At 37.3% G+C, this 7,046-nt stretch carries 6 protein-coding genes; 5 read left to right on the forward strand and 1 reads right to left on the reverse strand.

The window, feature by feature from the left end:
* From csx20 to Q0257_RS02105, 5 genes are all read left to right on the forward strand, one after another.
* A partial coding sequence (csx20, locus tag Q0257_RS02085; RefSeq protein WP_298020955.1) for a CRISPR-associated protein Csx20 occupies positions 1 to 239 on the forward strand: 239 nt, incomplete at its 5' end.
* The gene (locus Q0257_RS02090; protein WP_298020957.1) at positions 239 to 1,246 is read left to right on the forward strand and encodes a WYL domain-containing protein; all 1,008 of its coding nucleotides are present in this window, start codon (positions 239 to 241) and stop codon (positions 1,244 to 1,246) included. The genes csx20 and Q0257_RS02090, both read left to right, overlap by 1 nt.
* Positions 1,247 to 1,629: 383 nt before the next feature.
* Positions 1,630 to 3,255 (forward strand): DNA phosphorothioation system sulfurtransferase DndC, encoded by a 1,626-nt coding sequence (dndC, locus tag Q0257_RS02095; protein ID WP_298020960.1) that lies wholly within the window; start codon positions 1,630 to 1,632, stop codon positions 3,253 to 3,255.
* Positions 3,242 to 5,242, forward strand: a complete 2,001-nt coding sequence (locus Q0257_RS02100) for an AAA family ATPase (protein WP_298020962.1) — start codon at positions 3,242 to 3,244, stop codon at positions 5,240 to 5,242. The genes dndC and Q0257_RS02100 overlap by 14 nt, the downstream gene beginning before the upstream one ends.
* Positions 5,242 to 6,744: an FtsK/SpoIIIE domain-containing protein gene (locus Q0257_RS02105; protein ID WP_298020965.1), complete on the forward strand. Its 1,503-nt coding sequence runs from the start codon at positions 5,242 to 5,244 to the stop codon at positions 6,742 to 6,744. Before Q0257_RS02100 ends, Q0257_RS02105 begins: the two co-directional genes overlap by 1 nt.
* 58 nt (positions 6,745 to 6,802) lie before the next feature.
* Here the strand turns inward: Q0257_RS02105 and Q0257_RS02110 are convergent.
* Positions 6,803 to 7,046: hypothetical protein (locus tag Q0257_RS02110; RefSeq protein ID WP_298020967.1), on the reverse strand; the 244-nt coding region annotated here is incomplete at its 5' end.

The following is a 7,046-nucleotide window of genomic DNA, read 5'->3' on the forward strand; positions in this document are numbered from 1 at the left end:
TAAAAATCGTTGAAATTTATAAAGATAGGCTTAGATCGCAGGCAAAAGCAGGCGATGTACTACTGGTGCAAGGTGATTACGGAGCGACTTATAATATGATAAGATTTGCTAAAAATATGGGTCTGATCGCCGTGTATGCGACTACTAACCGCATCGTAAGCGAGCAGGTAGAAAACGGTAAAGTCGTAATTAAGCGAGAATTTAAACACGCAAAATTTAGAGAATACGAGGAGTTGTAATGTCATCAAATGCAGATAATAAAACGCTAGTTATTTTTGAAATTTTAAAAAAATTAGTTGTAAAACAAGAAATTTGTCCTTTTGATACACGGCTTTTAGATGAGTTTCATATTACGGAAAGAACGCTTAGAAGGTATATGGGCGAAATCGAGAAGCTATTTCCAAATGCTTTTAGGGTAGAAAGCAAGCTCATAGGACACGACAAGAGACCGGTAAAAGTATTAAGAGTATATGATAAAAACAAAGATATAATCGGCGTTTTAAAATGTCTTTTAGAATATGGCAATGATCTAGGCTGGTTAATTAGTTTATTAAACGAAAATGATCCTAGCTTATTTAGCGATTTAGAGAAGCATGAAAAAGAGAAAGTATCTAAACAACTAAAAGAGGATTCGGACATATTTTTATTTAGAACCAATCCCTTAGAGGTTTTGCAAGACGAGCTAAGTAAAAGATATTTGAGCGAGCTTCGAAATGCCGTTAAAAATAAAGAATGCCGAAATATCAAGTATAAATATATCGGTGAAATGGAGAATTTAATCGATGCAAAATGCCTAAAAATAGTTTTTACCGACAGTAATTGGTATTTGGCTATCGAGGATGCCGAGGGAAATTTTAGGCTTTTAAGAGTGGCTTTTATCGTATCGCTTAGCAAAAGCTCAAAAAAATACGAAGGAAAGATCTTGAAGGAATACGAAACGTATTTCAATAAAATACAAAACGCTATGAGCTTGCCCTCCAAGCCGACGCGAATAGCGCTATTAAAAGCTTCTCCGAAAGTGGCTATATATTTTAAGGAGGGCATGAAGCTGTTTTTCCCAACTCAAAAATTTAAAAAGAAGCTAGATGATGGTAGCATTATTTTTAGCATAGATTTTACTCAGGATATGGAGATATTGCCATTTATAAAAAAGTGGCTTCCCGATATAGAAATTTTAGAGCCAAAAGATCTAAGAGAAACCTTTAAAGAGCAATTAAAAGCGGCTCTTGATATATTAAGTGAGTAGAAAAGGCACGCGTTGTCGCGCTAATAGCGAAACAAAATTTGCCCTGAGTCTATTCACGCGCTACGAAGCGGTAAAATTTTAGAATGTTTGATGAAATTTAAAACGCATAAAGCCTCGTCGCAATCTCATATAAAGATCGTGCATCTTAAGCAGTAGCGATGAGAGGCGAAATATGCTATTCAAAGTAAATTTTATACAGGTATAAATTTCTAGGCTAGAAGTAAAATTTAGCAAAAAATTTCCATGCGGCTAAATTTTTCAAAGCAAGTACCGCTATTGTTTCATATGATTACATGGAGTTGTTGTATAAATTTTTTGGGGTTTCAGTAAAATTTTACGCTGCGGATATTATAATTTACGAAAGTACAAAAAAGGAGATGGCTGTGTCCAGATCAAGCATTCTTAAAAGCAACGTAAGATCTAGAATCTTGTCGGTTTCCTCTCTAGCCTCTCTTGAAAATAGCGCTATTATAGATATCAGGTCGCGAAGTGCTTATCTGGCAGATCATATTGCAAATTCTGTAAACCTAACCACTAAAGATGAAATTTTAGATTTTATAGAGCGAAATCCAAAGGCTCAGTATATTCTTTGTTGCTTTAGTTCGACTCGCGCGCACAATTTAGCAAAGCAAATAGATAATCCGTTAGTAAAATTTTACGACGGCAATTTAATTGAGGCCAAAGAAAGCGGCGTGCAATTTACCTCTAGCGATGATAGATTTATTGCGCTTTTAAACGATACAAGAGCACAGATTTTAGCACGTTATAAAAAATATAAACGTGCGTGGATTGTTACTTTTAGCGGCGGTAAGGATTCTACCTGTGTTTTGCAGTTAATGTATGAAATGATAACCAAGCTGCCTAAAGATGAGTTAAATCCTACTTATGCGATACTTTCAGATACTTTAGTAGAAGCTCCTAATGTAGCCGTTTATTTTAAAAATATTGTAAAGGCGATAAATTTAGACGCCAAGATGCGCGGACTTCCTTTTGAAATAATAGTTGCTCATCCATCGCCTCAAAATGAATTTTGGGTAAATCTTATTGGTAAAGGTTATCCAAGTCCTACGCGTATATTTCGATGGTGTACAGAACGTCTAAAAATAAATCCTATGAAATCAATTGTAAAAAATATCGTAGAAAAGCATGGAAGTGCAATAATGACGCTAGGCGTACGAAAAAGTGAGAGTATGAATCGTCGTCGAAGTATAGAAAAGCGCACTGTTAGCGAGGATGGATTTAGTAAGCATGATGACTACGAGAATGTACTAATTTATTCGCCGATCACTGAGTGGCTTACAGAGGATGTTTGGAACTATCTTACTACACAAAATCCACCACCTTGGGGCATTAGTCACGCTAAGTTATTTTCACTTTATTCTCAGGCTAGTGGCGATGAATGTCAGTTTATAATCGATAAGTCGCAAAGTAGCTGCGGTGGAAGCCGCTTTGGATGTTGGGTATGTACGCTGGTAAACGAAGATAAATCTATGCAAGGCTTCATAAAAAGCGGTGAGAGCTCGCTGGCGGTACTAAATGAATTTCGGAATTTTATAAAGGAGGCTAGGGAAAATCGTTCAATGAGGTGCGATTTTAAAAAAGATGGTAGTTTTCGTCCAGGGCCTTTTACGTCTTCGGCGCGAAAAGAAATTCTAAGAAGGCTTTTGCGCGCCGAAGCAGAATTTAAGGCGTGCGGCGGCAGTGAGCTAATTAGTGACGAACAACTAGGAATGATCGCTAAGATTTGGGAAAAAGAATTCGATAGCGAAAGCTCGTGTATTACAATATCAAAGGAGTTTGGCAGAATGCAAAATATTGAAATTTCAACGCCCATATTGGAGGATGTTGATTTGATCAATACGACAAGTAAGGGTGGAGAGGCGGCAAAGCGCATTATCTCAGAAATAGTGCGAAAAGAAGGTATCAAGGATAACGAAATTTACGAGATCATTATGAAAAATATTGATGATGAAACGGCGAAGCTAGGAGAGAGTGATGATATTTTATAAACGCATTACGATTTGTAATCTTTTCGCTTATTATGGTGAACAGAATGTAGAATTTACCTCGTCACAAGGCAAGCCCATATATTTACTTTTCGGAAGGAATGGATTCGGCAAGACTAGCTTTATAAGAAGCGTGAAATTACTTTTTGCAGGAAGCGGAATGCTAGATGTAGGCGAAAATGTACCGGAGGTCGTATTAAATTTTACTGGCACACGTAGCAGAGGTGTTTTTACACCTAGGGTCCTACTGCTAGGTCAAAATAGCGAAAACGGATGGCGGGGCGCTTTTAACCGTCGTGCGCTTAGCAACGACGAGAATAAATTCTATATTGAGTTAGCGCTTGATGAAGATGAACGCGAGATAATCATTAGGAGAGAGTGGAGTAGATTTCCTGATCTATGCGAAAAGTTAATTTTTATAAAAGATGGCGAGCGGCTTGAAAACAATCAAGCTCGTGAGGAGATCGAGAGAATTCTACCGTTAAATTTTTTACAGTTTTTTGTATTCGACGGCGAAGAGATCGAGGCGATGGCAGACGAGGTCAGCACCGAGCTAAAAGATAAAATTCAAAGCATGTTGAATATTGCCGTATTAGATAGATTATCGGATCAAATCAATAAGGTGGAAAGAGAACTAATTTCACAAAGTAATATGGCAAGTAAAATTAAATCTGATCTAGACTTATGCGAGGGCCGACAAAAAAGCGAAGAAGAGCGCTTGCAAAATGCTAAAATAAATATAAAATTTTACGAAGCTCAAGTGAGCGATAAATCTGCCGCTATAACTGCTAAAAAGAAAGAATTGGAAGGTAAGATAAGAAGCAATTCTAAAGAAAGCGAGGGCCTGCAAAATGCTAAAGATGCTGCTATGGCTAACCTGCAAAGAGCCAAGCAAAGTATTGCGGAATTCGGTGGTGAAATTTTATTCGCAGGATTAGACGAATTCTTCTTAGAACTTTTATCTAGGATAGAAAAGAGTAGCGATACTAGCGGGTTCAATAAAGAGGGCCTTACTAAGTTAGCCAAATTTAGCGCAGATTACTTATTGCGTGAAAAAATAGGATTTAAATGCGACGCGATAGATTTAAATACATATTTACGCGATGCGTTTTTAGAATTTATCAAAAATAATGACGGAGAATTTAAAGGAATTAATAAAAGCACCATTCCTATCGTTTATAGTGCTGCTAAAGAAAATTCCGTTAAACTTTTAGATGCCGTAAGAGACGCTAAAAATGCTAAGTCTGATATTTCTCGTATCTCGCGCAATCTGGATGATCTCATTGCAGATTCATCGGTTGATGCGGAATTAGCTAAACTAAACGAGGAGATCGAGGCGTTAGAGGTAGAAAAGTTGGAAGCGAGCGAGAACCTAAGAAAAAATATCGAACAAAAAACCAATTCTGAAAAGCATATAGGCGAGCTAGAAATAGAAATTGCTGCGTTAAAAGATAAAGCAGCCCGCGACTTGCGTATTAAAAAGAAGTTGAATTTGCTATCGGAGATTAAGACTCAGATTATCACCTACAAATCGGTACGCATAGTAAGAACCGGAGAGAGACTAAAAGATAAAATTTTGTCTAATTATAAGCATCTAATTGCTGAGGACAACGTAGCGGACATTAAGATCGATAACTTCATCGTGAAATTTATCGATGCAAGCGGAGAAGCTATTGCTGTACGAAGCCAGAGTGCAGGTCAGAAACAAATTGCTGCGATTAGCATATTTTGGGCGTTATCTAAGTTAAGCGATAGATGCTTGCCTCTTATTATTGATACTCCTCTAGCCAGACTAGATGCCTCTAACCGTAAGAATGTCATTCAAAACTATTATGCAAATGCGTCCAATCAAGTTATCGTGTTACCTACAGATACTGAATTCAGCCAAAGAGAGCTGGAATTTGCAAGTGGTAAAATCGCAGGGATTTACGACATCACTAATGATAAAGATTCACGAGATAGTGCAAGCATAAAACCAAGGAGAGAATAATGCTAGGGAAAATTTATACCAAAGCCGGCGAAGAAAATTTCATTGCTAATATTATCAAAAATTCTCTCGCCGTAGATGTGCCTAAATATGTAATTTTGAGGATGGCAATCAACAAATCCTTTCGATTAGAATATAAAAGTTTAGATAATCCATGTTATGCTAATTTCATCCTATACGATGGATTTTCTAGTGGGGGTGGAGAATATAATATGTCCCAAGTAACTGGCAGTGGCAAAGAATCTAAAGACTATACAGATATTTTACGTGCAGCTTTTATGCTAAGGCATAAGAGCGAGAATTTAGATTTTAGCGACGATGCAATTTTTATTAGTGTTATCGAAAAATATATCCATCGTGGACTTTACGAGCTAAATAATCTCTACAAAAGCAAGGATGACTTTTATCAATTCCTGATTGATGAATTTAGCGTTACAATAGAGCCAAAAATTCTACCTGCAGAAGAATCAATTTCTGAAAGGTTAGATGAGGATAAGATACGAGAATATTTTACTTCCGCCGGTATAAAAGCAGAAATTCTATCTAGTGACCATGCATTGCGTCACGACGTATTTAAAATCCGTTTTAAAGATATGAAAGACTATGCCCGGGTTGAAAACGAAGTTGATGACTACAAGGTAAAATTTGGTCTTTACTCCGATGCTTCAACACAATACGCGGGTGAACAGATGAGCTTAAATTTATATTTGCCTAGACCTAAAAGTCAGTGGAAAAAATTTGATGCAGATGATTTTGGTTTCGATATATCTAGCTATACAAAAAGCTACGCTTTGCCCGCTTATTGCGGTCGCAATATCAAAAATGAGGCATTTTTCTTTGATTTATCACAGCACTTGCTTATCGGTGGTACTAGCGGTAGCGGCAAGTCCATGCTTTTACATACGCTCATTACGTCGCTAGCAATGTTAAATCAAAATATACGCTTTGTACTCATAGATCCTAAAAATGGAGCTGAGTTTGGTATTTACGACAAACTAAGAAGTTTAAGCGAGCCTGGCGGAGTAGTCAAGGATATATCTCATACACAAACCGTGATTGATGCTGTCATTAAGGAAATGGATAAACGTTATAGCGTTCTAGCCAAAGAAGGTGTTAGTAAAAACGCTGAACTTTCTACTCCGATGCCAAGCATAGTTGTAGTTTTTGATGAAGTTGCTGATGCTTTCGCTCAGATTAAGACGCTTCAAGATAGTATCGTGATTTTGGCACAAAAGGCTCGTGCTGCGGACATCCATCTAATCATAGCGACCCAAACGCCCAATGCAAATATTTTTAAGCAAGAATTGCGCGCAAATTTTGATTTACGAATCGCCTTAAAAGTGCAAAATGCCAAAGCCTCTCAGATTGTCTTGGACGAAAGCGGAGCTGAAAAACTTCTAGGCGCAGGTGATATGCTAGTAAAACTAAGTGGCTCGCAGCCGCAGCATATATTTGCGCCGTATTTAAGCAAGGGTGATATTAAACGGCTTTTAGAGCTAAAATAGATCGCTGATTTTGTCACAATATGCTAGGCAAAAATAGCTAAAAGCTCTAAATCCTATGTCATAAAATTTGCGTCGCTAAAAAAATTTTATAAATTTCATGGTTTAAATGCCCTTGAAATTTCAAATAGAATTTTGTCGCGGCGGTTGCGGCGTAGTAGCGTGTAAATTTCAAGCGGAATTTCAAAATTTCGCGGCGGCGCAAAGCCTCCGTATTTGCGGATTTAAGGTAAAATTCAAAATTTAATCTTGCCAGATATTTTCGTTTAATTTCAGACTTTTTACGATGGAGAGAAAGAATAGAA

It is taken from the genome of uncultured Campylobacter sp., from assembly GCF_938018035.1.
Lineage (GTDB): Bacteria > Campylobacterota > Campylobacteria > Campylobacterales > Campylobacteraceae > Campylobacter_B.